Genomic DNA, 25,376 nt, shown 5'->3' on the forward strand with positions numbered 1-25,376 from the left:
AGTATCATCCGTTATCAAAAACAAAAAAGCAGCCATTCCGAACGAATGACTGCTTCCTATCTTAATCTAAGTCCCTCTTTAGAACAATTTAGCAGGATATTCACCGGCATCTACCAATGCCTGAATCTTGTCTACTACGCTCTGGCGATCTTCCGGATAAGTAACACCGAACCATTTGCTGGTAGTATCCAACACTTCAACAGTAGCGGTTCCGTCATTAATCAATTTATCCACCATTAATGGAATGAAGAATTCGCTCTTCAGATTTTCCATGTTCTTCGGATCGCTCAGGAAAGTTTTAAAGAACTCCTCGCTGTAAGCGAAGTAATCTGGAGTGAAGCCCCAGAAATTCATACTTACCGGAGTCGTGTCGGGAGTAGCAGTCCATTCACCATTATCATCGATATATTTCACTTCACCGTTCAAGCGTTGAATCTTCGTACGTTCTACAACAGAAGTCAGCAATCCTTTCGCATCTGTGCTACAGATTCCACGAGATACCGTACCGCTTTCGCTCAAGGTATTTCCTACGCGGAAGCCTACCATTGAATAAACATTCTTCGAACCTTCGGGAAGAGCAGCCAGATATTTACCCATCACCTGGAAAGAATCGCGACCATAAAAGTCATCACAGTTAATTACAGCAAACGGTTCTTTAATCACATCGGCACCCATCATTACCGCATGGTTAGTACCCCAGGGTTTTGTACGGTCTGCCGGACAAGTAAAACCTTCGGGAAGAGCATCCAACGCTTGAAATACAAGCTCGCAAGGAATATGGCCTTCATATTTGGAAATAATTTTCTCACGGAAATCCTGTTCAAAGTCTTTGCGGATTACAAATACAAGTTTGCCGAATCCGGCATTGATAGCGTCATAGATTGAATAATCCATAATAGTTTCGCCATTAGGACCCAGACCGTCCAATTGTTTCAAGCCTCCATAGCGGCTGCCCATACCGGCTGCCAATAAGAATAAAGTTGGTTTCATAAATTGTGTAATATTAAAAGGTTAGTGATGTCAACGGCATCAGATTTCGTTGCAAAAGTACAAAAATAGTTGAATCCGACAGGACAAATATCAATCATTATTTACCAAAATCGTACAAAAATCATTCATTAGAAGGGATAACCGATAGCAAAATGTATTCCCAAATTTTTCATAAAGGCTCCGGTAACATTGTAATACCCACTTCTATCCGTATCGTAAGGCAGATGCAAAGGTACACCGAAATCGAGACGGAACACAAGAATATCCATATCATAACGGAAACCGACACCTGTACCCAAAGCAATCTGTTTCGGGAAAGTCTTCAGTTCGAGTTGTGAATTCGGACGAGCCTCATCTTTACGCATCAGCCAGACATTTCCCGCATCCAGGAAAGTGGCTCCCCAAATACTTTTATAAATACGGAAACGATATTCCACATTTGCCTCAAAGCGGAACGTACCTGTCTGATCGAGGTAAGAATAACGACTTTCCGCCGGATGATATCCACCGGGACCTATGCTACGCACCGTAAAAGCACGGATACTGTTAGCACCTCCGACATAAAACTGTTCGCTATAAGGAGCTATCGTGGCATTTCCATAAGAGAAGAGTGCTCCCAATGCCACACGGGACGCAATTCTGTTATTCTTATCAATATTCCATAAATGACGGAATTCCGTATTTAACTTCACGAATTGTGCAAAAGGAACATTCAGCAATCGTTTATCTTCTTTATTAAAAGGCTGACCGAAAGCACGATAGATCACTGAGGTCAGATTTCCGGCAGAAGTCACTGTAGATTGCCACCAGATAGGATTCTTTATTCTCCGCGTCGAAGCATTGTCATACGTATACGTGTATTCCATAGCAGGAATAAACTGGTCTTTCAAACTGATATACAATGCCGGATTCTCCTGAGCAATCTCCATAAATTCTTCCGACTGATGTTGCAGGACGTTGAATGTCAATTTGAAAGGAGTGATACTATGACGGCTTGTACGTGTCGGCTGGAAATCATATGTCGCATTTCCACCGAATGACAACAATTTATAATATCTCGCACGGTTTAACTGATCGATATACAACCGGAAAGTTGTGGTTGCCGGAAAGTCAAATTCCATTTTTCCCCAACGTGGGAACACAACTCTGGGAAAAGTCAGTGATGTGGAAAGTCCCATCTCCCAACTGTTCATCAAAGAACTTTTCTCTCCACCTCCAGTCTGCCACTCATAAGAGCCTTTAAGCTTTACATTCCAGCTTTCTCCACCACCGAAAACGTTGTTACGGGTAACACCAAAAGCAGCACCGGGACCGGTCTGATCGTTGCTCTTAGTTACTACGTTCAACTCCAACTCGGCATCCAATGGCTTGGCAAAAGTGGCTTGTACACTCACATTCAGCGTATCACAAACTGCTGTCGTGTCCTTAGGAGCATATTGTATATCCAAATAGCTGAATATACCCAACTGGCTTAACTTTTCCTGAACCTGCTCTTGCCTGTATTGACTGTAAAGCCTAGTACGATTGGAAGCACGCATCTGTGCATTACGTACAAACTGTTGATAATTCAACCAACGATAAAGCATATTAGGACGAACCTGCAACTTCTTATAATAGTGAATATTCAGGTTCTTATACATCATGCTGTCATTCGGGGCTTCTCCATTCTTTCCAAACAGGTAAACAGAGCCATTGCCTACATAATAAGGACGTTGCGCGGCAGCAGGCAAACCGGGTACGGGAATCAGCCGGAGGCTGATATGCCCGCCGGGCACTAAGGTGGTATCCGCCTGATAAGTCATATAGTCGGGACGGAAATAGAAGTATCCCCGATTACGCAACAACGTACTGATACGTGTACGCTCGTCATCCAGGTCCACAACATTGAATTGTTCGCCGGGACTTATATAGGAACGTCTACGTCCCCGCTCCATAATCCGCAATGTCTGCGGAGTGAAACGCTCGTAATACACCGTATCTATGAAATAGGGATTCTTCATATCCACCGTGTAAAGAATACCGGCTTTCAAGCTATCCTTCTTATCCGCCAATGTTTCGTAAGTTACTTTTCCATTGAAATAGCCATAATCATGCAACAGATTGGTGGCGACTTTGATGCGCACCTCCGGATTGACAGTAGAAATAAAAACAGGAGGATTGGCTGCAAAACGGTTGAACATCCATTTCCCGAATCCTTTCTTGTACTTCACAAAATCATTGTACATCCACATCTTAAAAGGAATGGGCAGAAACAGAATCTTCGTACTCGGAGCCTTGTCAAGCGCCGCTTCTATCTCGGTCAATGCCGTCTGACCTACCGAAGTGTTCGATTTATTCTGAATAACCGTTTTATTCCCTGTATAGAGTATTTCGCCTTCGGGCAAATGCTTCGTCACCGAACACCCCGAAAACAACATGATACCAATCAGACAGCCTACTAATATGTTACTATATATTCCTTTCATTCTTACTTCTTTTTCTTAAAGATGAACAGTTCACTGAGTTTATCCAGTTTCTTGCGAAGTACCAGACCGACTCCGGTCTCCGTAATCTCGCCTTCGAGCACGCTCTCATAGTTCTTATCGTAGAACAGACGGACATAGCGGGTTCCTGTCCTATCCAGACGGTATTCCAAAGAGATATTGTCGATGAATGACTCGGCATTATTCGTCGCATTCTCACCCGTAGAGACCTTACCGCCAATAACGATCTGGAACCGGTTATTGAAGAGACGTTGCGAGTAACGGAAGCTGTAATCCGTACGCTTACCACCGGTATCTGAAAGATCATGATCTTCGATACCCACCGAGACACTTGCATTCTTCAAATTGCCCATCAACGAGTTAATCTGACTACTCAACACGGAATTCAAGGCAGACCCCATATTCAGCTTGCCTACTCCACCACCTCCACCGCCAATCGGTCCGGTACCGAGATAGGTTTTCATCACCATGATATAAAGTGCCTGTTTGCCGCGTTCTTCCGCTCCCATAGCCGTAAGTTCATTTTGTATGGTTGCGTCTTCGGGAGCCGACACATCAAATGCAAACGAAAGATTATCCAACCGGTTCTTGATTACAATGGAAACATCGAAATTAACCGTACGTGTTCCACCATTCTCTCCTTCGGATACGGAAGCGCGGATACGGTCGGTCGCCTTAAAGTTCAACATCGGGTCCATCGGATTGCCTGTCCATTCTACGTAACTACCGTTATCTATGGCAAACTCTTTGGCTGCAATCACCGGCAAAGCATATTTCATCAAACCACCGCTCAAGGTATAACGTCCTGTCAGGGTCAAGTCACCCTGCGGAGTATATTTCATGGAAAGGTCACCTCCCCCTTCCAGTTCGATACGATTGTCATTGCTCGCATCCAAATCTACTTTCAAACGGACGGAAGGATCAATATGAACCATCATAACCATGTCCAGACCGCCTAAAGAAACTGTCGGCACTTCCTGACGGACAACGGTAGTAGTATCACTGAACGAAGTAAAAGTGACCAAACTGCCCAGACGATCCTGTACAGTCAACGGTGAGTCTGTCAGTATATACGAAACATCGGTATTACCCAGCAGACTGATGTTTCCCCGCATATTCAATCCATCCAAAGGTCCCTTTACTGTTGCACGGAAATCGGCAAATACCTTTCCATAAACCAAACTTTCACGGGTACGCTTAGCATCCAGAAGCGTATAATTCTGCGCAAGCATATTCAGATTTGCCATCGGACGACTCATATCGCGGAAATCTACATAGCCATCAATCGTAAACGGATTTTTCGACGTAGTGTAAATTGCGAATTTATCAAATAACAGACGGTTATTATTTATCTGCACCGGACGATTATCGAACATAAAACGAGCACCATACTGTCGGGAAAGAACAGCTACACTATCCAATGACAGTTCTCCGTTAATCAGAGGTTGTTCGGTGCTGCCCGTTATTTTCAGATTACCATCCAAATCGCCCGATAAAGTGACCATCTGATCGGGAACAAACACATTAGCCACCCGAAGCGGGAAATGCTCCAGTTCCGTATTCACCTCCAAGCTGTCTTTCCCCGTCCCGGTAGGTATCAACTTACCATCCGCCAGCAATACTTCCACTTGGTCGTGATTCAAGTACGCATTCAGATACTGCTTTCCCTGCTCGCCCGGTAGCCATGTAGCACCTAGCGTAACATCTCCAATACGTTGCCGTTCGTATGTCAACTCATCGATAGACAACTCCGCAGACAGTTGAAGGTCCTTTTCCGTCTGTACATAATGAGCTTCCGCAGAGAACAGTCCGGTTATCTCCGGGAAATAGGGAAGTACACTGCTAAGCTCCGCCAAACGGATTCTCCGGATTTCAACATCGATATTCTGTAAAGACACGGTATCTCCCGGAACGGAATGAATACGGAAACCCATCCCTTCATCATCCCACATATCCACATTGGCATATACACGCATATTCTTATGCAGATAGATCCAGTTATGCTTCTCATTGAAATGGAATTTCTGGAAAGCGATAATCGGGTTTTCCGGGATTAAGGTAAAAGCAATACCGTTGCCTTTTCCGTGTCCTTCAAATAAAGGACGGGCATTGACACCCAACAGTACGCCTGTTTCTCCTTTTTCGTTTTTATAATCGACCAGCAACTCCGCATCCCGGTCACGAATTTCTCCCGTAATAGCAGTCGAGAAAGAGAACTGCGGATTCTTCGGTCCGTTAATCACTCCGGCACGCAGCTTCATGGAGGTAGTATCTTGCTTGACAGTAAAGAATATGGTATCCAGTTGCAAAGTATCGACCTTCAATGTATGAATGGCTGCCTTACCATTAATACCCCAGTCCGGAGCGGTTCCGAACTTCATGGATGCATCCTGATAGGATATGTTCTGGGTAGCCAGGAAATAGGCTAACGGATTCTCTTTTCCTGCAGAGAAAGAGAGTATAGCAGTCGGCAAAGCTTCACGCAATTCGGCATGATCCAATGCTTTTTCATCAATTTGTCTCATCAGCACATCCACAAAATGAGTAGACTGCCGAATCAACGGTTCCACTCCGGAGCGTGCACTCAAGTTGAGTTTCATATCTCCGGACACCAAATGGGTAAACACCCGATTCTGGCGGGCTTCCGCAGAAAAGTTAAAAGCAAGCGGATGCTTCATCGGCTGCGGCATTAATCCCAACTCATGCAAATCCAATTGAGTGACATCCATTGTCACTTTTCCATCGGGATAACTGTGTGCCAAGTTATATTCGGCCTCAGTCGTCATCTTCAGCAAAGCATTGTCACTGGTCAGACGGGCTGTTACCAATGCCCCTTTCAAAGCTCCAATCAAATCAACATTCGAGAGATGATATTGGGCATAATGAAGCTGATCTAACGACAGATTCAATTTGGCAAAAGAACGATAGGACATCACATCCAGTCCTCGCCCTTCAGCGTCAGCCGAAAGTGAGAGTTCATAAATTGAATCTTTCGGTAGGAAATTATGCAGTTGAAGGTTGTTTATTTTCAAGTCCGCCTTGTAGACTTCAGTGAGCGTATTCAATGCCGCGTCCACATCCATAGTACCCTGTCCTTCTCTCAGTTTCAAATTGGCCTTATATGCAGGACCGTTTATATCAATCTTCGCAACCAGATCCATACTATCGGGAATTACAATAGTCCCATTGGGAGCCTCACCGGACAAAGCAGTCAGGAAGTTCAGATTCTGGGTGGTCATCTTCAACCCGACCGTTCCCGAGCGCGTGATACTGTCCGCCAGATTTTCAAGAAGCCCACCGCCCTCTAAAGAAAATGCTCCCGGCAAATCTACCGTAAAGCGCGAAATCTGCATCTCTTTCAGATTACCGTCCGTCCCTGCACGAATAACAAGAGGACGGAAAGGATAGGCTTCTTTGAAACTATCCGGCAGCCCACCCGTAAACAGCATAACATCCTCTTTACCGATGTATGCGTTGAGATTGGCGGACAAACGTCCCGTAGTAGGGATATTGACAAGTTCCCAATACGTATGGGCAGACAAATCGATTTCAGAATGAGGAGTCTGCAGCTTTAAGCCCGGAACACTGATAATTGAATCATTAGAATAAGCCCTGCCCGCCAACGAGGTAATGCTCAGTCCCGAACGTTCATTCATTGAAAATTCACGGAGTACGGCATTCATATCCCTACCTTTATATAATAAGGAGTCCAAACCGATCCGGATATCACGGACCGCAATATGAGAAGCATCGAAGCCTTCGACCGGTTTAGCAGCTCCGGTATCATAATTGGCAGAGCCTCCCGACAACAGGAATTGTTTCAAGCTATAAAACTGATTCTTCAGATCTGCTTGCGCATCATTTACAGACGCTTCGCCGATGTGGGCTGCCATACGCATGGAATCAGCCGGAAGCTGCATACTGAATGACACATTTTCCAAATTCAACTGATGAAGGTCTACTTTCCAATTGACAGGAGCGGAAGCGGTCGTGTCTTTAGGAGCGGTCGTGGTGTCGTTCATTACCAATTGGACATGGGTGTCTGATAAATCGACCTGATTAATAATCGCTATTTCATTGGATAAATCCACCCCATGACTCTGCAGAAAGAAACGTCCCAAGACACCTTTTATCTTCATTCCCTCTATCAGACCTGCGGAATTGACTGCAACCTGATTTAGTGTAACTTCATCGACTTCTACTTTTCCTTTGATAAGTGGCCACGCCTGCACCCGCACATTCAAGCTCTCTAAAGACAACAAAGTATCCGGCTGTTGAATGACTTCTACACCACGAACTAACAGATTGAGCGGAAAACGAAGGTCAATCCGTTCCACCTGAATCTGCATACCGGTTGCTTCAGAAGCGTATGCGGTTACTTCCCGGCGTAAAAGATTTTGTACGGGAGGAATATAAAGTAATACCATCAGTATTACAAAGAGTATTATTGGAGTAAGCAATATCCAGCTTACCCATCGTATCCATTTTCGTTTCATGCAAAGCGTGTCAGTGTAAATTGAAGACACAAAGTAAACAATTTATTTTGAGAAAAGGTTTGGATAACGATAAGAAAGATACTCTTTTGCCTCACTAATTATATGCGGAACCATTGCCAGCACTGTAAGCGTTGTTTGCTTTATCTCGTCAACGAACATCTCTCCACGACAACTTTCCAAATATTTTAAAGGAGCAATTGTTTCGGATGCGCCAATCAGTGTGAAAAGCGGAAGAAGTTTATGAGCCATAGCAGCTATCCCGTCCGTATCTTCATTGTCTAAGGCTTGTTGCATCCGGTCAACATTTTTCCCAGTCTCTTCGATGAAAGTCTCAATAATGGAACACGCCGCCTCCGGGTCGTCCTCCGAATAGGCTGTCAATGCGGAGAAATTCATCAATCCGCTTCCCATATCTTCTGTGATATGCGCTTCATCCGCAGCCAATTGTCCTTCATTGATCGTCTGCAACAATTCCTTTACCGTAAATGGTTTATGCAGACATCCGGCAAATCCATGTTCGTTCAACGCAGCCTTATCCATCTCACTACGGGCAGTAACAGCAATCACGGGGATCGTTTTTGCCTGCGGAATATTGGAAGCGCGAAGTAGTTTCACCAAATCAAAACCATTGATGGCCGGCATTTGTATATCGGTCAGTAATACATCAAAAACAGAAGTGCGAAGTTGTTCTATAAGTTCCTCCAATTGCTCGCAACAAACAGCATCAATGCCGTGCTGTTTCAGCATAGCTGCCGTCAAGCTGAGTTGGATTTTATCGTCATCAATCAAAAGAACACGGATCACCTTCATCGGAAGAATGGTAGCTGGCTCTTGGATAGATTCCCCTTTATCACTTTCCGAGAGTTCACCCTCCATTACCGATTTCCCCACCGGATAAAGAGGAAGAGTCACCGTAAAGCAACTTCCTTCTCCCGGCGTGCTTTGCACATCAATTTCTCCTTCGAGTAAAGTTACCAGTTTCTTCACGATGGACAATCCGAGCCCGAACCCCTCTTCACCTTGTGCACCGGACAAACGGGTAAACTCCTGAAAGATGCGTTCGCGGTCTGACGGAGCCATCCCTTTTCCGGTATCTGCAATGGCTATTGTCAACTTTGAAGAGTCGTATGTAGCCGTCAATGTTATCTTACCTTTTTGAGTGAACTTGACGGCATTGGATAAAAGGTTGTTCACAATCTGACGGAGACGCAAAGGGTCACTAATAAATCTCCCATTCAAATCGGAAGCGACATTACTTTGTAAAGTCAATCCTTTAGCGGCAGTCAAAGGCTCAAAACTAATATAAATTTCATCAAATAGCTGCGAAGGATTAAAGGTGACGCGATTCACCTCCGCTTTATTAAGGTCGAGCCGATGAAAATCGAGCAGGTCACTGACTAACTTCAAGAGATGTTCCGAAGAACTCTTCATATTTTCAAGATAGAAACGCTGCCGTTCATCTCGAGTCAACCGGGATAGCAGTTCGGTATACCCCATAATAGAGCCCAACGGTGCTTTAAAGTCATGAGTAATGGCAAGCATTAACTTTTCACGGGCGACAAGCAAATCCTCCGCCCGCTTGTTGGCTTCCTCCAGTTGTCGACGATAGCGGTTGCTCCGAGATATATCGCGTATGATCAATATCAAGAAAAAGGCAGACAGAAACACCGCACCAATAGCGATTCCCGAAATAGTGCGTGCCGAACGCATCCTTACTGCTTGTTGCTGCTCCGCATCCTGGAGTGCACGCTGGGTCATTTCTTCCTCATACCCCTTTATCAAGCTATCCATTCTTGCAGTCAACTGCGTATTCATCCGCTGATACTTCGTACTGGTACGCCGGATGGTCTTTTTCCGTTGCAAACGTTTTTCCTCCGTAGCCATACGGATCTTTTGCTGTAAGGAATCCTTAGAAGTGGCAGGTTCCAGAATCGTATCCGTAGCTACTTCCAAAGAAGTGTTGACAAGTACGGCACTATCCTGTTTAGAAGGGACAAATACTTCCGCTAACCTCTTGAAGAAACCTTTCTTCTTCGGAGCAGTCAACAGAGAATCGCGTTTGGTTATGACACGATGTTGTACTCGTTGGTGGGTAATGACGGAATCCTGTTCGGAAATAATTTCCTCAATCTCCGATGCAGAAAGAAGGCTATCGTTCGCTTCGCTCAACACTCGTAACATTTGAATTGTATTCCGGTCTTTCTCATGGAGAAGGGCCAACAAGCTATCCGTACGCAAATTCTGCTGGTTGTCCGCAGCCGATAATGCTTCCATCTCACGATGCACAAACACCAACGAGAAAAGAAGAATAGCCAGTAGCAAAGTGTAACCAATGGTTATTTTGAGTTTTGTAGAACGGTAGGAAGCCATAGAAACAACGAATTACAAGTTATTGTCGGAGGGCAGGCTGTTTCGTCATGTAGTGGAAACGCCACCAAAGCATCAGCCCTGCACTTGTCAGTCCAAAAGGGAACGCCATCCATACGCCTACAACACCCCATCCCATCACGAAACCGCAAAAATAGCCTACGGGCAACGAGATAATGAAATAAGCGATAAAAGCGATGACCATCATCAGTTTTACGTCCGCAATTCCACGCAAGGCGTTGGCAAAAGTGATCTGCAAGCCGTCGCCAAACTGGTAGACAAGAAAAGGAAATATTAACGAAGTAACCATAGCGGCAACTTCAGAACTGTCGGTAAACCAACCTCCCAGATAATTCCGACAAAGAAAAACAATGAAAGACAACACGACACCCAATGCCATCATCAGATGGAAACCGGCATAGGCGGAACGACGCACATTCACCATATCATCCTGACCATTGAAGTTACTGACCCGGACAGCAACGGCAGCTCCCATCCCGTAGTACATCATAAAAGTAAATTGTGAAATTGCCAACATGACTTGATGGGAAGCCAACGCAATCGTTCCCAACCAGCCAATCATGATGGCACTCAGACTGAAGGAAGCCGTCTCCATTCCCATCTGAAAGGCAACCGGCCATCCTAATCCGTTCAAACGGCTAAAAACAGCACGCGACCATCCCAAACGGAAAAAGCCGACCTTATAACGAATGAAGCGCGGACTACGCATAAAAATGATTACAAAGACAACGACCATCACTATACGTGAAAACAGAGTACTGATACCTGCTCCCAACAATCCCAATTCAGGAAAGCCGAGCTTTCCATAAATCAGAATATAGTTTCCGATGATGTTCAATACATTTCCGCCAAGCAAGATCCACATGGCTGTTTTAGTATCTGTAATTCCATCCGTAAATTGCTTGAAGCCATTGAAAAGCATAACAAACACCAAAGAAGCAAGTAAAACCAGATAATAAGGTTTAATCAGAGGAATCAATTCCTCCGGTTGACCAAGACGCTCTATATTCAGGAATAACAGCGTCATACATATAGTCAGCAGAAGCGCAACCATCAGATTGGCCAGCAAACTATTGCGCAACGCCTGTCCGGCAGGGGCAAATTGGTGGGTTCCATACAGCCCTCCCACGATAGGTGTCAACCCGTACGAGAATCCCGTACTGAAAATAATAGCCAGATTAAACACATTATTCACGAAAGAAGCTGCACCCAACTCTATCGTGCTATGGTGACCAATCATCAACGTATCTGCGAATCCAAGTATGATCACTCCTATCTGTCCGATGACAATAGGAAGTCCAAGATAGAATAACGCCTTGTAATGCTCTCTGTATGTTCTATAAATATTTCTCATTTACTTTTATAATAGAGTATAACCCCGTTCTCCCGCCGGAAAGCCGATTGGGCTACAGCCTGCAACTGTTCCGCAGTGACAGAGCGATAACGTTCCACCTCCCGTTCCATGCCTTCCGCCCGTCCGAGCAGTTCGAACCAGGCAAGGTTAGTCGCCACATTCAAATAATTGATATTACCGAATATCTGAGTAGACTCAAATTTGTTCTTTACTTTTTCCAACTCCTGTTCACTGACAAGTTCCTGTTGCAGGCGATCCAATTCTTCGCGAACGGCAGCTTCCGCCTGTTCCAGTGTCACGCCTGCCGACGGCTTTCCGGCAATATGGAACAAACCCGCATCTACACTGCCGGATATATAAGCGTCAATACTTGAGAATAACTGCCTTTCTTGTACGAGACGCAGGTTCAGGCGACTGGAACGCCCGTTGCTTAATATATCCGAAAGGATATCAAAGGCATAGTAATCAGGGTGATGATGGTCACACATATGATACCCCATGAACAACGCATCAAGAGGAACATTCCGCTCTACCGTTAATCGTCGTTCTTCCGTCTGTTCCGGTTCCTGCGGCAAGTTCCGTTGAGGAACCTCCCGGCGGGGAATAGGGCCGAACCATTTCTCTGTCAGTGTCACCGCCTCCTCGAAAGAGATGTTGCCGGTGACAGCCAGTATCGCATTATTCGGAGCATAAAATCGGAAAAAGAATGCTTTCACCTCTTCCAACGTTGCATTGGCGATATGTGACAGTTCCTTACCGATGGTAGGCCATTGGTAAGGGTGCGACCGGTAAGCCAATGGCCTCAGGAGATGTCCTACATCTCCATAAGGCTGATTCAGACAACGTTGCTTAAATTCCTCCATTACCACCCCTCGCTGCACTTCCAGACTCCGTTCGCTGAAATCAAGACTCAACATACGGTCTGATTCCAGCCAAAAGCCGGTTTCCACATTCTGGCGGGGAACAGTGAGGTAATAGTTGGTAATATCATTATTCGTCCAGGCATTATTCTCCCCACCCGCCAATTGGAGCGGCATATCATAATCGGGAATGTTGACCGATCCGCCGAACATCAAATGTTCAAACAAATGCGCGAAACCGGTATGTTCGGGATGCTCATCACGAGCTCCCACCTTATATAATATATTAAGAGCTACCATCTGCGTACTTTCATCCTGCGAATGCACCAGACGCAACCCATTGTCAAGAATATGCCTGTTGATTTTCATATCATTTAGTCAAGTATGGTCGCTTTTATTATCTTCACATCTTCTTCGGGACGGTCGCTACGGTCGGTTTTTACCTGCTGGATTTTGTCTACTACATCCATCCCTTCCACTACTTCGCCGAATACGGTATACTCACCATCCAGATGCGGGGTACCACCTACTGTAGTATATGCTTCAATCTGCTCCGGAGTGAAATGAAATTCCGGTTGCTTGGCAGCCATCTCCTGTGCTTCTGCAAACAGTTTTTCCTGCAAGTCATAAAGCCCGTTTTCATCGTTTGCTTTCCGCATCTTATAAATTTCTTTCATGTGCTTCTGCGCCAATGTATTGAAAATAACATTAATCTTATTCTCATTCATCTGGCTCTCCATACTTAACAACGTAGAATCATTATAAACTTTTCCTGTCACGATATAGAACTGACAGCCGGAAGACTCTTTCTTCGGGTTCACATTATCTCCTTGACGGGCTGCCGAGAGAGCGCCTTTCTTATGGAAGAATTTCGGATATACAAATTCAGCCGGAATGGTGTAACCTACATCACCGGCACCCAACATCTTGCCCTTCGGAGCATTCTTCGAATCCGGGTCACCCGCCTGAATCATAAAATCTTTGATAACGCGGTGAAACAGTGTACCTTCATACATTCCGTCTTTCACCAATTTAATAAAATTATCACGATGCTTGGGAGTCTCATTATACAACTTCACTTTGATGTCTCCCGCAGTTGTCTCAATCTTTACCAATGTTTCTTTATCCATGTCTTCTCCTTTTTTAGTTCCGGTCTTGCAGGCGGTAAGTCCGCAAAACGATATGGTTAATAATATCAATACAATCTTTTTCATAACGCTTTTATTTAATTTAAGTTTGCAAATATACCACTTTCGCCTAAATCCTCTTACCTTTGTGACTTAAAAGAATCAAAACCTGACATGATGAGATCCATATTGATCGTTGAAGATGATATAACTTTTGGAATGATGCTCAAAACCTGGCTAGGCAAAAAAGGATTTGAAGTATCATCAGTAAGTACCATTGCACGTGCCCGGAAGCATATCGAAAGCCAAACTGTAGATTTGATATTATCAGATCTGCGGTTGCCCGATCATGAAGGCATCGATTTACTGAAATGGATGAATGAACAGGGAAAAGCCATTCCTCTGATTATTATGACCGGTTATGCGGATATCCAGTCCGCCGTACAGGCAATGAAACTCGGAGCACGGGATTATATTGCCAAACCCGTGAATCCGGAAGAATTACTGAAGAAGATATCTGAAGCTTTACAAGATTCTCCATCACAAGTTTCCTCATCGCAAGCTACTTCAAAAGCTACGGACGAAGGGCAGCACTCTTATCTGGAAGGAGAGAGTGACGCCGCCAAACAACTTTATAATTATGTAGGTCTGGTAGCTCCGACTAATATGTCCGTTCTTATCAATGGTTCGAGCGGAACGGGAAAGGAATATGTAGCACACCGCATCCACCAACTCAGCAAGCGGAACAATAAACCGTTCATTGCCGTAGATTGCGGTTCCATCCCCAAAGAATTGGCAGCTTCCGAATTTTTCGGTCATGTGAAAGGCTCCTTTACAGGAGCGTTGACGGACAAGACAGGTGCTTTCGTCGCAGCCAACGGCGGTACTATCTTTTTGGATGAAATCGGAAATCTCAGTTATGAAGTACAGATACAATTGCTCCGTGCTTTGCAAGAGAGAAAGATACGTCCGGTCGGCTCTACACAGGAAATTTCGGTAGATATTCGTTTGATATCCGCAACGAACGAGAATCTGGAGCAAGCCATCGAAAAGGGGACATTCCGTGAGGACCTCTATCATCGTATCAACGAATTTACCCTACGAATGCCTGACTTGAAAGAGCGGAAAGAGGATATTTTGCTTTTTGCCAACTTCTTCCTCGATCAGGCAAACAAAGAGCTGGATAAACATCTGATCGGTTTTGATCCGAAAGCCTCGCAGGCTTTACAAAGTTATCATTGGCCGGGTAATCTGCGGCAGATGAAGAACATCGTTAAAAGAGCGACGTTATTGGCACAAGGCAGTTTCATCACATTGGCAGAACTCGGGACAGAGTTATTGGAGGCTCCCTCATTTAATACTACAAATATGGCCCTTCGCAACGAGGAGACTGAAAAAGAGCATATTCTGGAAGCATTGCGTCAAACAGGAAACAACAAAAGCAAAGCTGCGCAATTGTTGGATATTGACCGGAAGACTTTATATAATAAGCTGAAGCTATATAATATAGATTTATAGTAACCACAATTCTTGTCAATCACACAAGAAGAAAATTTTAAAGCGGAGAGTGTGGAATAATTCCACACTCTCCGTCACTTTTTCCACACATTCCTCAGTAAATTCCACACAGAAGCAGTCATTAATCGGCTATTACACATCTAATTATCAAACATTTACGAATATATCTTTTCTTTTGGCACACCCTTTGATCTTTATCAGAGGACAGTGTTTAAAGCAACAACCAATTCCTTAACACAAGAGAGAGAATTGAAAACATATATCTAACAGTCTTAAAACAAACGATTATGAAAAAATTAGTATTAGTAGTAGCAATGTTTATGTTTGTTTGTGGTGGTTCATTCCTTGTCAAGGCCCAGAACTCTGAGAAAGCTGTGACAGCCCAGACAGAAGTTAATGCAGCAGTTATCGTTAATGACACAGTAGCAAAAGATACTGTAACCAAAAAAAACGAACCTGCCAAAGCAGAACTGAGTGCATCAACCGCATTTGTCAATGATGTAGCAGTCGCAGATACTGCAACCAAAGACAAACCGGCTGAGCCTGTCAAGGAATAACCTTTCCAACAGCAAGCAGGACATAGTCTGCCGAAGAATAGTAAGCACACTACAACAAAAAAAAGCCATCCCTACTTCGTCTATTCCGGGGATGGCTTTTTTATTATCCTATCTTTTCACTATCATTCTGTCGGAGAAGTCTCTTCTAATATAGGATCCGGTTTCCAAGTCGAAACAACTTTGGCAGCTTCCGCTTCAAAACTCTTTTCTGCAAGAGAAACAAACGTTTTCGTATTACCGTTTCCATTATTGAACAACCAGTTGGCAACCAATCCCTCTTTATTTTCACTCAGGATTTTGCCACTCTGCCCGGCAACTTGTTCACCGGACAAAGCTGCTGTCCAAATGCGGGCATAGCTGATAGAACCATTCAACCGACGTTTACCATCAGATTGACCAATAAAGAAGTTAGAAGTAAGATTGATATCTTTCAAATTATTCGGTTCACCATTCGAAAGTTGGAGAGTTTCCTTGACACCGTTCACATACAATGCAATTCGCTCGCTACCACTCTTGCTGCCGTCCAATACTACAGCAACATCATACCATTGATTGGTTTCTATCTTCGTTGAACCTTCATAACGGATACCGCCTTTATCATCTGCTGATAACTGAAGGAAGCGTTCTTCATTTTTAACACCTTTATGGATATCTACACGCAATAGGAAAATTTTCTCTATCCCCATTATTGTATTAATTCGCGCATCCCCATCTCCATTCAAAGACTCAATATTAAAACGAGCTTCAAATGTTATCGCATTCAAGTTCTTTAATGATTCATCTACCACACCATTATATTCAAATGGTACTTTAAAGTAGTTACCACTGCCCAAGTATGCCACTTTATCTGCCTGTACAACCGTTACAGTCAAGTTCAACTCCTGTTCTGCCGCATCTTTGACTAGTATTGTAGTAACCCCCGCTTTCTTACCTACCAAATTGAAATGAGTGTCATCCAATTGCTGTATATCTACAATCGTCTCATCCTCAGCAGTCAGAGTATAACCACCATTTCCTTTTTCTACGGTAATCATTACTTTATTATTCACTCCGACTCTTGGGGTCAAGTTGGAAACATCAATAGAAATAGGATTCACAGTCACCTGAACTATTGCCTGCTTCCCTTTATGATCTGTGAAAGTCACCGTTGTATGCCCACTCTTCAATCCTGTCAAGGTATAGAAAGGACGGAATACATCGGTATTCACCATGCTAACAATAGTTTCATCTTCCACAGTAAAGGAGAGTTCATCATTACTGGAGAAATTTCCCATACTGACAATCAATTGCTTTTCATCCCCAACTTCCAACGTAACTTGAGGTTCATTCACCTCCAACTCAAATACACCTACATTGACAGAAATATCAGCAGTCACTCCTTCACCATCCATCACCTCCACAGTAGTTGCTCCGTTCTGCGAACCACTTTTTATTATAATCTGTTCGCCAGAAACCGCAGCAGTCGCAATCGCACTGTTAAAGCTTCTCACTGTATAGTCTCCATTTCCCACCACTATATTCACCTTGACTTCTTCATTCTGACCGATACGTACCACCGGTTTATTTACTATCACCTCTATCAAATCTTTAGCAACACCGTTATCATCATCGTCGTCACATCCTGCAACGGCAAACGAGCATACGGACAAAAGCAACAGACACATATATGTATAGATTCGTTTCATCTGATTTTCTTTTTTAAGTTATACATTCCTATCGTTTACCATCCGGGATTTTGCTCAATAGACGGTGTCTTCTGTAATTCACTCTGACGAATAGGGAATAAATAATGCTGAATAGAGAAAACACGTTCTTCCACACAGAAACGTTCCATCCTGTATTTCACACCGCCAACAGAAATTGCACCATTCTCATCTTGCACCGGACGCATACCGTTAATCATTCGCTGGCAACGAGGCAATGCACCGTTATTGGCAGCCCAATACTTCTGTGTGCGTTTTGAATTATCACTTGCGCTGGACTTCCAAAGACTTTCTTTTGCCAGTTCCTCCTTACTGGTCGGTTCCAAATACAAACGACAGGTCCAAGGCCGTTTTCCCTCATAAAAGAGTTCCACACGGCGTTCACGCTGAATATATTCACGCATCAAACGCTGATTAGTCTTCACTTCCGGCGGCATCGGTTTCATGAATGAACGTTCACGAACTATATTCACCTGTTTATAAGCCTCATCTATATCTTCTCCCAACTCATTGCAAGCCTCTGCATAAATATAGATAAACTCAGGCAGACGCCAGATAGCAGGCGCATTGATACTGAAGTTACCCGACTTATTCCAAGACTCTTGCTGGAACTTACGCAAATAATACCCTGTAGTAGTCGCATTGGTTGCCCCAATCTTATCGGAACCACTAGCAGTATTAATTATCTTCGACTCATTATTGTTATTACGGTAAGGAGCACCGTGATAAATAATATCACGGTAGAAACGCGGGTCACGAGTTCCTTTCACATATGGGTTCGCATCATCATAGCCACCCTTGCGGGCTTCCGCTGAATAGACCGGATAACCATAATCACCTACAATATATTCATATTCGTCCACTTGTTCCTGCACGGGCTGCTGACGTGAGCTACCTTCACGGCTAGGTGGATAGATATCGCCCTGCCAAGCTTGATCCTTACTTTTCGTCATAAAGAATACATACTCATTAGCAAACGCGTCCATATCATAGAACATATCCCACAAACGGGCATATACACGGCTATCATTCAGATTACCGTCAGCAGGGTCTTTAAAATCATTCGCATCATGTTTGGTATAGAGAGAATAACGCTTTGTTCCACCAACCTCAAAATCCATAACAGCCTTAGCGGCTTCTTTCGCCCTTCTCCAACGATTGATATCATACGCATATTCATTCTCAAATACACGGCGCAGATTATATCCATACTGAGAAGCACCGTTCCACAATGGAGTAGCGGCAACCCACCGGACAAAAGCAATCAACCCCAGACAAGCACCTTTATCTACACGACCAAAGTTCTCGGAAGTTTTCACATATTTATTAGGCACCATGCTATAAGCAGTCTGTGCATCCGCCACAATCTTTTCTACCATCGCATGAACCGATTCTTTCTTAAAGTCCATATTATCTCCCGCATGAACCACATAATCAATATAAGGAGCTTCTCCATACATACGCATCAACAACATGTGAAAATAGCCACGCATAAAATACATCTCTCCGATGCGGTTGCGCAAGTCACCATCTTGCTGAGGATTGTCGGGAGTATTGTATTTCTCCACATTTTCTATAATCAGGTTCGCCTTACGGATGCCTTCATAAAGAGCCTCCCAATATTGCCCTACGCTACCGGGCAAAGAATTCGGATTCCAGGCACCGTTATTGAAGTTATTCGTAATGTTTCCTTCTACATTGGTTCCTTCACATTCGTCCGTAATGGCACTGTTGCTGAAGTGTTCGAAGAATACCAGCGGACGGTCTGCTTTCTTTGCAGCCGCATATACATCGGAAACTAGTCCGTTCACTTTTTCGTAACGGGCAAATACGTCCGCTTCCGTTATGTTATCATCGTCGTCACGGTCCAAGTAGTCACTGCACGAAGTGAGAGACAACGACAGGACTGAGAACACGATTGTTGAATATCTATATAACTTTTTCATATTTCTATCTTATTTAGAATGTAATATCAATACCGAAATTGAATACCTTTTGAATCGGATACCAAGAAGCTCCATCACCGGATTTCGTTTCCGGGTCTATATCCACATCCCCCAATTTATCGAAAGTCAGCAGATTCAAACCTTGCACGTAGATACGAGCCTGTTGTACGTGGAACTTACGCAACCAATTAGGAGATACATTATAACCTATTTCCACATTTTTCAGACGAAGATAGGAAGCATCATACAAGAATAAACTGCTGTTCCCGTTCTTATTATTATCATGCGTTCCATAGTGCAGCGCCGGATATTTGGCAGTAGCAGCAGTCTCCGGTGTCCACCGGTCCAAGTGCATCTTCTTCACACGGCCGATCTTATCCTGTTCAAACTGCGGGAAGTCAAATACGGCAGCCCCATTCAGCAAGATAGAAGTATTAGTTGCTCCCTGCAACAATACGCTAAAGTCAAAATTCTTATATTGGAAACCGAAAGGAATACCGAACATCAACTCCGGGCTACGAGGATTTCCCATTGCCGTACGGTCTTCATCGTCAATCACTCCATTGCGGTCTAAATCTTTATATACCACATCTCCCGGAATCAATTGTCCCCACGGTTGATACCCAATCTTATTCAGACGGTCGGCTTCATCCTGATTGGCTACGAAATGGTCGAACACATAAACAAAGTTCTCATACAGACGTTTGCCTGTCTCCTTACGCCAGGAGTTCTTACGGGCAACTTCCGCTTTATACTCCAGACGGTTACGGGAAAAAGTAAGATTCGGACGGATATAATAACGAAAATCTTTTCCAATCTTATCGTTCCAGCTCAACTCTACATCCACACCTCGGTTACTGACTTCACCCAGATTCTGTAAAGCCGCATCTTTACCTACGATATCTGGATACCCCATGATACCGTCACCGTTCATATCCGTAATAATATCGAAGCGATATTCATAGAAGGCATCAACAGTCAAAGCCAAGCGTTGATTCAACGTAGTAAAGTCAATACCGACATTCAATTTACGGGCCTTCTCCCATGTCAGATTCTCATTCGCCAAATTTCCTTCAGAAGTGCCGCCGACCTCAGTACCGAAATTATTTCCGAAGTGATAACCGCTACCTCCGCCGTAGAAAGCCAAATAAGGAAAACGGCTGCTTACATTATCGCTACCTACCAATCCATAAGAAGCCCTTACTTTCAAGAAGTCAATCCAAGAGGCTTTTTTCATAAAAGGCTCCTCCGAAATAACCCAACCGATAGAACCGGCAGGAAAGAATCCATAGCGTTTACCCGGAGCGAAATTCTCGGAACCATTATAACCGCAATTGAACTCCATCAGATATTTCTGGTTGTAATAGTAGGCAAAACGTCCGGTAATACCCTGGCTATGATAAGCTAACTCATTATTGACTGTACGGTTACCACGATTGGCCAGTAACATGGCCGTCACTTCATGACGATCCTTAAATACTCTATTGTAGTCCACACGTGCCTGTATATACGTCCGCCCGTCAGAAGCATTGTGGCTGAACCCGTTACCGATGGTCTGGTCTATGTCATACTTATTGCCGGTCTTGTAAGCACCGGTATAGTGTCCTCCTTCCATATAAGCGTCAGAACCTTCAATCGGCATAAACGTAGCATATTTCGGATATTCACGGTAACCGTCTTTATAAGTATCCAGCTTACGGTTAATCCAACGTCCTTCGGAAGCGTCATAAGAAAACATTATCTCTGCTTTTAACCCTTTCGTCAGAAATCCCATATCCAGATTCATGGCAAAACTACCGTTCAGATAAGTATTCTTTTCATTCAGATAACCGGTGCGGCTCAATTCTCCCAGAATATTGTAGCGATAAATGTTATCGCCATAAAGCATACCACGAGAATTCTGCTGTATGTATTCTTCATTCTGCGGATGGGAGTTTTCCTCTACCAAAATAGGCAGATAAGGAGGCTGTGTCGCACAAATTGTCATCAAACGACCGGCAGTCGTACCCGGTGCGTTACGGTCGGTAATACGGGCACCTAAATCCAGACGAGTACTCAAATAACGATTAATGTTAATATCAATATTCGAACGAAAGTTGTAACGTGTGAATCTGGTCTGTGAATCATATTCACCGGCATCCGAATACTTATAGTTGCCTCCTTGTGAGAAATAATTAGCTAGCACATAATAGCGTACTTTGTCCGTACCACCACGTATAGAGAGGCTGACATCTTCCTGCATACCAGGTTTAAAAGCAAAATCGTAATAATCCCAATCATATCCCAATCCATCGGAATTATCTCCTTTGGCACGGCGGAAGTTATCAATAGCCTGTTGTGAAAAAAGATTCAAACTGCTTACATCAGCTCCTGTCATCTTCGCATCATTCAACCGCGCTTCATTATACAAAGTCGCATAATCGGCAGAACCTAAATACTCAGGAAATCCAATAGGCTGATTGATACCGATAGAAGCTTTCAGGTTTACGGTTGCTTTCTCGGCAGCTTTACCACGTTTAGTTGTAATGACTATCACACCGTTCGCGCCACGAATACCGTAAGCGGCCGTTGCAGAAGCATCTTTCAAAATAGTAAACGTTTCTATTTCATCCGGTGCAAGATAACTCATGTCACGTTCGATTCCGTCGACAATGACAATAGCACTCTGGTTACCGTAAGTCGCCTTACCACGAATAAACAATTCACTTTGGTCAACTCCCGGTTCACCACCGGCATATTGATTGACGACCAAACCCGGCAAACGTCCGGCAAGTGCATTGTTAATATTAGCTGTAGGACTCTGTGTCAAGTCTTTTGTGGTAATCGTAGCTACCGAACCGACCATCGTCTCCTTACGCTGCTTAGTGTAACCTACTACCACCACCTCCTGCAAGGCTTTTGTATCTTCCTGCAACAAGACAGTCAGCTCTTTTTTAGCACCAGGAATAATTTCCTGCGGTTGGTATCCCAGATAGGAAAAAACCAACGGAGCTTCCGCATATGGTAACTTCAACGTAAACTTACCGTCCATATCGGTAATCGTACCAGCATTAGCCACTCCTTTCACTACAACAGATACACCAATCAAAGGCTCATTTGTCGTCTTATCCAATACTGTACCGGACACCATTATCTTTTGATTTTGAGAAGCTTGTGTCCTTGCCGTTCTGCCTGTTTGCGCCATACTTTGCGTAGGGGCACTTGCCAGCAGAACGCAAGAAACAGCCATCAGACAAATATTTCTTCTTATATGTTTCATCTTTCTTTTCGATTTTCTATGTATAATGAATCTTATTCCTCTGCTTTCTTTCCGAACTCCGGTCCAATCCAATTGGCTTTCTCGGTAGTTTTACCTTGTACCCAATCTTCATATCGGGCACGAATCTCAATCAGTGTCGCTCCGGGCACTTCCGCATTCAGAGAGATTGTCAGACGGTCTTCCCTATTGTTACGATTACCAAAGGTAGGTGCCTTTGCCCAATCATATTCCCATACATAATAACCTTCAGGGTGAGCCAATGTCCAAAGTACATCGGAACAACTACGCAATGCTGCGATAAATTTAGTCTTTGTCTTTTCCGGATAAAGGCTGCTGACAGGCTGTTTCACCATATCCAGGAAGTAACGGACAAATATGCCACGAAACAAAAGATTATCCCCCGAATTTCCTTCTCCACTGAAAACCGGATAATTGGAATCCATCTTCTTATTTACCTGATAAGAACCGAAAGCAACAGCATTACGAAGATACTCTTCTTCACCGGTAGCATTATACAAAGCCAAAGCAGAAGCCATAAACGTACCCTGATTATAAGACAGAGCCACCTTATCCGGATCGCCCGGAGTACCATCATCTCTAATGCCCAGATTATCATATACCTGACCGGTAGAAGTATCACACAAATAAGCAGTCATCCAATTGTATACTTCTTTAGCAAAATTCAAATAATAAGCGGCTTTATCCTCCCATCCGTCTTTGGCTTCCGTCACAGTCAGTTGATACAACTTCATAGCCAGAAGACATCCGGGACCATTTGAACAGGACATACGCGAGGCCGGCAGATCTGTTTTCCATGCCATTCCTCCTACACCTTTATAATCATTCTTTGCTCCTTTGATATGATCCCACATCTTCATCAAAGCACTGTAATAATCTTGATCTCCTGTCAACTCGTATACGCGCAGACAAGCCAATGCCATCCACTCCATATCATCATAAAAGTTATTCCAGAAATCATTACCTCCATAACCGCAAGTCCTGTTCCATTCATCGAAAGCCGGCAAGAAAGGTTTCATGATATTTTCATACAGATAAGTCTGATACTCGGGATTATCCGCATGGCGCACATAAGCGTCTGTCACTATATCCAATGCGTGTCCCTGTGACCATCCGCCACTACCGCCCGTACTCACCGGCTCTCCGGTTTCCGGTGTATTCGGTTTCTCCCAATAGATCTCTCCCGCAAAAGTATTCCGCCCACCGGCATTCTCAAAGAAATACTTGATATAAGTTTCCGTACTCTTATTGGCGGCCTCTGTCCAATTAACATCCGACACATATTCACCGGAGGAGCTCCCTTTGTAGATATCCGCCAGATCTCCGTCATCACAAGAAGTGAACATTACAAACGCACCACCAAGCAGTAATGCTTTTTTTGATAATGATATATAGTTCTTCATATTATTATTCAGTTTTAATCTTTATTCGTTTCCGAAGCTACCCAACGATGGGTATAAGTTCCAAATTCTGCATTGAAATAAAGAGTAACATCTGTCTTCACTGTAGCATAAAAGATATTTCCCTGTATTTCACCCCATTGGAGCAATTCATCACAGAAACGGAAACTGTAGTCCCATGGGTCTGTACCCAACGCAAGCTGGTACAGATTATAATAGCTCTTATCTGTCGACAAATTCGGTTGTCCCTTATCTCTATCTTTATGTCCCCAGCGATAGGTTGTTCCGTTTATCTCCATTTTAAAGCTATGACGAGTTTCACCACTTCCCGCCCAATCTTCTTTCTTTTTCTGTGCGGTATAATTCTTCACTCCCCATTTACCTTGTCCTAAATAGTCAAAAGTCTTTTTATATCCTCCAGAGTGGTTATAGAGATAAACCTCCCCTATTTCATCATAACTGATAGTCTGTTCACCCATATTGATAGTGATACGGTAGATGCCTGATTTAGGCACAGTAATCGTGTAATCCTCATCGTTGTTACGCTCACGCAATACACCATTATCATCTACATAATAATAGCATTTGCGTCCCCCGACTGTAGACATAAATACAAAGGGCTGTTCAGCTTTCAGTTGGGTGAAAGTCTGATAAATTCCATCATTCTGACGAAGCATCTGTTGCGCTTCCGCCTCATCTCCGTTATCTTCCGTTCCTACACCGGTAATGTAAACAGGCTCAGTTTCCGTTGGTAGATCATCAATGCCATCCATCATAAAAATAACGAAATACCCCTCCAGACTGCTTAGTGCTTGATCTAATCCGCAATATGCACGGACTTTCCAACGCAAAGTACCATTAGTATTACAACGGAACTTAGCCAATTTACCAATCGTATTTGCTTGATAATGCGTCAAAGTCAGTTGAGGTTCCAAACCGTTATTATCAGAAAAGACCGTCTCTACAGGTTTTGTAAAGTCACCTCCGATGGTGTCAATCAATACTTCATAACGATATACAGTGTTACCATGCGCTTCGGTAGGAGTCCACTTCAGTGTGATATCCGTGAGTGATGCCCCCGAAAGCACAACTCGCTCACCACTAGCCATTGCATCCATCGTCCGGACCGGTTCAGGCGGAACAATCGGTTCATAATCATCCGGATCAAATCCAGGATTCAACTTATTGTCACAAGCCGTCAGACCGATAAGACAAAACAGCAGGGCAAATTTGATTAAATTCTTTGTTATCATATTGTTTCTCATGTTATTACATTT

The 25,376-nt window shown here is 43.9% G+C and carries 14 protein-coding genes; 2 read left to right on the forward strand and 12 right to left on the reverse strand.

Annotated elements, in window-relative coordinates; genetic code table 11:
* Positions 1-78 precede the first annotated feature (78 nt).
* The 7 genes from GD630_RS01390 to GD630_RS01420 form a co-directional block, all read right to left on the reverse strand.
* Positions 79-990 carry a nucleotidyltransferase family protein gene (locus tag GD630_RS01390; RefSeq protein WP_143867569.1) on the reverse strand — a complete coding sequence of 304 codons (912 nt, stop codon included), beginning with the start codon at positions 988-990 and terminating at the stop codon, positions 79-81.
* A gap of 128 nt (positions 991-1,118) precedes the next feature.
* Complete coding sequence (tamL, locus tag GD630_RS01395) at positions 1,119-3,455, reverse strand: translocation and assembly module lipoprotein TamL (RefSeq protein ID WP_143867571.1); 2,337 nt, start codon at positions 3,453-3,455, stop codon at positions 1,119-1,121.
* Between the two features lie 2 nt (positions 3,456-3,457).
* A complete protein-coding gene (locus GD630_RS01400) occupies positions 3,458-7,969 on the reverse strand; it encodes a translocation/assembly module TamB domain-containing protein (RefSeq protein WP_182505757.1) in 4,512 nt (1,503 codons plus the stop codon).
* A 42-nt stretch (positions 7,970-8,011) separates the two neighbouring features.
* Positions 8,012-10,339 (reverse strand): ATP-binding response regulator, encoded by a 2,328-nt coding sequence (locus GD630_RS01405; RefSeq protein WP_143867573.1) that lies wholly within the window; start codon positions 10,337-10,339, stop codon positions 8,012-8,014.
* 19 nt (positions 10,340-10,358) lie between these two features.
* Entirely contained in the window at positions 10,359-11,711 is a 1,353-nt protein-coding gene (locus GD630_RS01410) for an MATE family efflux transporter (protein ID WP_007764028.1), read from the reverse strand.
* Positions 11,708-12,940 (reverse strand): M16 family metallopeptidase, encoded by a 1,233-nt coding sequence (locus tag GD630_RS01415; RefSeq protein ID WP_143867574.1) that lies wholly within the window; start codon positions 12,938-12,940, stop codon positions 11,708-11,710. Before GD630_RS01415 ends, GD630_RS01410 begins: the two co-directional genes overlap by 4 nt.
* Positions 12,941-12,945: 5 nt before the next feature.
* Complete coding sequence (locus tag GD630_RS01420; RefSeq protein WP_007764021.1) at positions 12,946-13,785, reverse strand: peptidylprolyl isomerase; 840 nt, start codon at positions 13,783-13,785, stop codon at positions 12,946-12,948.
* 87 nt (positions 13,786-13,872) lie between these two features.
* Here GD630_RS01420 and GD630_RS01425 point away from each other — a divergent pair, with 87 nt between their 5' ends.
* Together GD630_RS01425 and GD630_RS01430 are read left to right on the forward strand one after the other, a co-directional pair.
* Entirely contained in the window at positions 13,873-15,216 is a 1,344-nt protein-coding gene (locus tag GD630_RS01425) for a sigma-54-dependent transcriptional regulator (protein WP_143867576.1), read from the forward strand.
* A gap of 287 nt (positions 15,217-15,503) precedes the next feature.
* On the forward strand, positions 15,504-15,773 hold the full coding sequence (locus GD630_RS01430; protein ID WP_055279272.1) for a hypothetical protein: 270 nt from the start codon (positions 15,504-15,506) through the stop codon (positions 15,771-15,773).
* 122 nt (positions 15,774-15,895) lie between these two features.
* On the opposite strand, the gene GD630_RS01435 is transcribed toward GD630_RS01430, so the two are convergent.
* Genes GD630_RS01435 through GD630_RS01455 form a run of 5 tightly spaced genes read right to left on the reverse strand, consistent with a single transcriptional unit; the run spans position 15,896 to position 25,364 of the window.
* A complete protein-coding gene (locus tag GD630_RS01435; protein WP_143867579.1) occupies positions 15,896-17,458 on the reverse strand; it encodes a LamG domain-containing protein in 1,563 nt (520 codons plus the stop codon).
* Positions 17,459-17,493: 35 nt separating this feature from the next.
* Positions 17,494-19,422, reverse strand: coding sequence for a RagB/SusD family nutrient uptake outer membrane protein (locus GD630_RS01440; protein ID WP_143867580.1), 1,929 nt, complete (start codon positions 19,420-19,422; stop codon positions 17,494-17,496).
* A 13-nt stretch (positions 19,423-19,435) separates the two neighbouring features.
* Positions 19,436-22,681, reverse strand: coding sequence for a SusC/RagA family TonB-linked outer membrane protein (locus tag GD630_RS01445; RefSeq protein ID WP_143867582.1), 3,246 nt, complete (start codon positions 22,679-22,681; stop codon positions 19,436-19,438).
* Between the two features lie 32 nt (positions 22,682-22,713).
* Positions 22,714-24,102 carry a glycoside hydrolase family 76 protein gene (locus GD630_RS01450; protein WP_143867584.1) on the reverse strand — a complete coding sequence of 463 codons (1,389 nt, stop codon included), beginning with the start codon at positions 24,100-24,102 and terminating at the stop codon, positions 22,714-22,716.
* 14 nt (positions 24,103-24,116) lie between these two features.
* Positions 24,117-25,364 carry a SusE domain-containing protein gene (locus GD630_RS01455; RefSeq protein ID WP_055279267.1) on the reverse strand — a complete coding sequence of 416 codons (1,248 nt, stop codon included), beginning with the start codon at positions 25,362-25,364 and terminating at the stop codon, positions 24,117-24,119.
* Between the last annotated feature and the right edge of the window lie 12 nt (positions 25,365-25,376).

It is taken from the genome of Bacteroides zhangwenhongii, from assembly GCF_009193325.2.
In the GTDB taxonomy this organism is placed as follows: domain Bacteria; phylum Bacteroidota; class Bacteroidia; order Bacteroidales; family Bacteroidaceae; genus Bacteroides; species Bacteroides zhangwenhongii.

Bases quoted from the DNA above. Each gene is read 5' to 3' on its own strand.
- tamL (WP_143867571.1), bottom strand. From the start codon at position 3,455: ATGAAAGGAATATATAGTAACATATTAGTAGGCTGTCTGATTGGTATC.
- GD630_RS01390 (WP_143867569.1), bottom strand. From the start codon at position 990: ATGAAACCAACTTTATTCTTATTGGCAGCCGGTATGGGCAGCCGCTAT.
- GD630_RS01400 (WP_182505757.1), bottom strand. From the start codon at position 7,969: ATGAAACGAAAATGGATACGATGGGTAAGCTGGATATTGCTTACTCCA.
- GD630_RS01450 (WP_143867584.1), bottom strand. From the start codon at position 24,102: ATGAAGAACTATATATCATTATCAAAAAAAGCATTACTGCTTGGTGGT.
- GD630_RS01425 (WP_143867576.1), top strand. From the start codon at position 13,873: ATGATGAGATCCATATTGATCGTTGAAGATGATATAACTTTTGGAATG.
- GD630_RS01410 (WP_007764028.1), bottom strand. From the start codon at position 11,711: ATGAGAAATATTTATAGAACATACAGAGAGCATTACAAGGCGTTATTC.
- GD630_RS01405 (WP_143867573.1), bottom strand. From the start codon at position 10,339: ATGGCTTCCTACCGTTCTACAAAACTCAAAATAACCATTGGTTACACT.
- GD630_RS01415 (WP_143867574.1), bottom strand. From the start codon at position 12,940: ATGAAAATCAACAGGCATATTCTTGACAATGGGTTGCGTCTGGTGCAT.
- GD630_RS01420 (WP_007764021.1), bottom strand. From the start codon at position 13,785: ATGAAAAAGATTGTATTGATATTATTAACCATATCGTTTTGCGGACTT.
- GD630_RS01430 (WP_055279272.1), top strand. From the start codon at position 15,504: ATGAAAAAATTAGTATTAGTAGTAGCAATGTTTATGTTTGTTTGTGGT.
- GD630_RS01455 (WP_055279267.1), bottom strand. From the start codon at position 25,364: ATGAGAAACAATATGATAACAAAGAATTTAATCAAATTTGCCCTGCTG.
- GD630_RS01440 (WP_143867580.1), bottom strand. From the start codon at position 19,422: ATGAAAAAGTTATATAGATATTCAACAATCGTGTTCTCAGTCCTGTCG.
- GD630_RS01445 (WP_143867582.1), bottom strand. From the start codon at position 22,681: ATGAAACATATAAGAAGAAATATTTGTCTGATGGCTGTTTCTTGCGTT.
- GD630_RS01435 (WP_143867579.1), bottom strand. From the start codon at position 17,458: ATGAAACGAATCTATACATATATGTGTCTGTTGCTTTTGTCCGTATGC.